This is a genomic window from Paenirhizobium naphthalenivorans, assembly GCF_007992095.1.
GTDB classification, from domain to species: domain Bacteria; phylum Pseudomonadota; class Alphaproteobacteria; order Rhizobiales; family Rhizobiaceae; genus Allorhizobium; species Allorhizobium naphthalenivorans.
Window position 1 is genome coordinate 1 of sequence record NZ_BJZP01000077.1, and the last position, 2,194, is coordinate 2,194.

The window sequence follows — 2,194 nt, forward strand, 5'->3', positions numbered from 1 at the left end:
AGGTCGATATCTTCGCCTATGCGACGGAAGGCTCATTGGATGCCAGCATGTGGCAGAATAATGAGCGCAAAGCCCGATTTATTGCCGCGGCTCTGTCGGGAGATACCTCGATCCGCCGGCTCGAAGACGTTGGCGAGGGGGCGGCCAACCAGTTCGCGATGGCCAAGGCGATCGCATCCGGCGATGAACGGTTGATGCAGAAGGCAGGCTTGGAAGCCGATATCGCACGGCTCGAACGGCTGCGGGCCGCCCACGAGGACGATCAATACGCCGTCCGCCGGCAGATGCGCGACGCCGAGCGCGAGATCGAGGTCTCGACCCGGCGGATTGGCGAAATCGGCCAGGATATTGCGCGGCTACAGTCGACCACCGGCGATGCCTTCACCATGACGGTGCTCGGTAAAGAATATGTCGAGCGCAAGGAAGCGGGCCGCGCTATGATAAAGGAAATCATTACGCTTCTGCAGCTTCAGCATGAGGGCGAGGTGCATCTCGCCACGATCGGCGGCTTCGATCTCGTCTATGAGGGTGAGAGGTCCGGCAAGGGCGACGGCTATCGCTACGAGACGCTGCTCCAACGCACTGGCGTAAGTCAAGAGTTCGACCTTGCGATCACGGTCACGCCGCTGGGCGCAATCTCGCGGCTGGAGCATGGACTCGGCGGCTTCGAGGAGGAACAGCGTCAGTATCGCCGGCGGCTCGACGAGGCCGAGCGCCGGCTTAGTTCGTATCAGTCGCGCATCGGCGGCGCTTTCCAGTTCGGCGATGAGCTCGGCGCCAAGAAGAAGCAACTTCGCGAGATCGAGGAAGAACTGGCTGCCTCCGCCATCGCAGATGCTGACCAGATCGCGGCGTGAGGAATACAAGCCCGGGCTGGTCTTCTTGCCTGGGCTCCATTCCAGTCGTGGCATCGACGAGCGTTGGCGGGTAGAGACTTGAAATCTCTCGACCTCGACCATATCTGCAGATCGCTTCCCGTTCAGATGATGTCCTGCCCATGGCGCCTGGCCCATGGCTTTCGACGTTGTCCGGGTTAGATAAAGGGCGCTCCCCTCGCGGGTCGAGCGCCCTTTTTGCGTTTCAGTTTCCTGGCAGGGTTCTTCGTGCCGATCGCGCCTGTCCGTGCGCGAGCCGGCTGTCCGGTAGAGAAGAGGAAATGAAGGGAGGGAAAGAACCCGGTCGCCGATCGGTCCTCCTGCCGACGCGTGCGCTCAACCGCTGCCTGCGCCATCCCGGCTACTCGTTCTTCGCAGGGCTGTCAGCCCCGCTCGTTCTTCACAGCAGGGATGCTCGGCCGCAGTTGCGTCAGTCCGGCCGTTCGGCGGTCCTGGAGGTGTCTTCGAGAAAAATGAAGACAGGAAGGGCTGGCAAGGCGCCGGTCCGGAACTCTCTAGACAAGGACAAATCCCATGCAGATCATGAAGGTTGACCCGCGCGCTCTGAAGGAAAACCCCGACCGGATGCGCCAGTCGAAGTCGTCGCCGCAGGCCGATGCGCTGATGCTGGCGACGATCAAGGCCGTCGGCATCGTCCAGCCGCCGGTGGTCGCGCCGGAAACCGATGGTGGAAACGGCTACATTATCGACGCCGGGCATCGTCGGGTGCGTCTCGCCATCGCGGCCGGTCTCGAAGAAATCGAAATCCTCGTCGTTGAGGCAGCCAACGACAATGGCGCGATGCGTTCCATGGTCGAGAACAGCGTTCGCGAGGCTCTTAATCCCGTTGATCAATGGCGCGGCATCGAACGGCTCGTTGCTCTCGGCTGGACAGAGGAAGCGATCGCCGTCGCTCTCGCTCTTCCCGTCCGCCAGATCCGCAAGCTGCGCCTGCTTGCCAATGTCCTGCCAGCTATGCTGGAGCAGATGGCGCTGGGCGACATGCCGTCCGAGCAGCAGCTACGGGTGATCGCGGCCGCCGGCCAAGTCGATCAGAAAGAAGTCTGGAAGGCGCACAAGCCAAAGAAGGGTGATACGGCGCCATGGTGGCAGATCGCCAATGCGCTGACGAAAAAGCGCATGTATGCCAGGGACGCGAGCTTCGGTGACGATCTGGCTCAGGCCTACGGCATCGAATGGGTGGAGGATCTCTTCGCACCGGCCGACGAGGACGGCCGCTACACTACCAATGTCGAAGGTTTTCTTGGCGCCCAGCACGAATGGATGACGAGCAACCTGCCGAAGCGCGGCGCGATCTT

General features: G+C 61.9%; 1 protein-coding gene and 1 pseudogene. Both read left to right on the forward strand.

The annotated features are described in order from the left end of the window. Positions 1-857: pseudogene (locus RNA01_RS23085) on the forward strand (lactate dehydrogenase); the annotation flags it as partial. A 552-nt stretch (positions 858-1,409) separates the two neighbouring features. Next, positions 1,410-2,194 (forward strand): ParB/RepB/Spo0J family partition protein (locus tag RNA01_RS23090; RefSeq protein ID WP_147182427.1); only part of this gene is annotated, 785 nt, incomplete at its 3' end.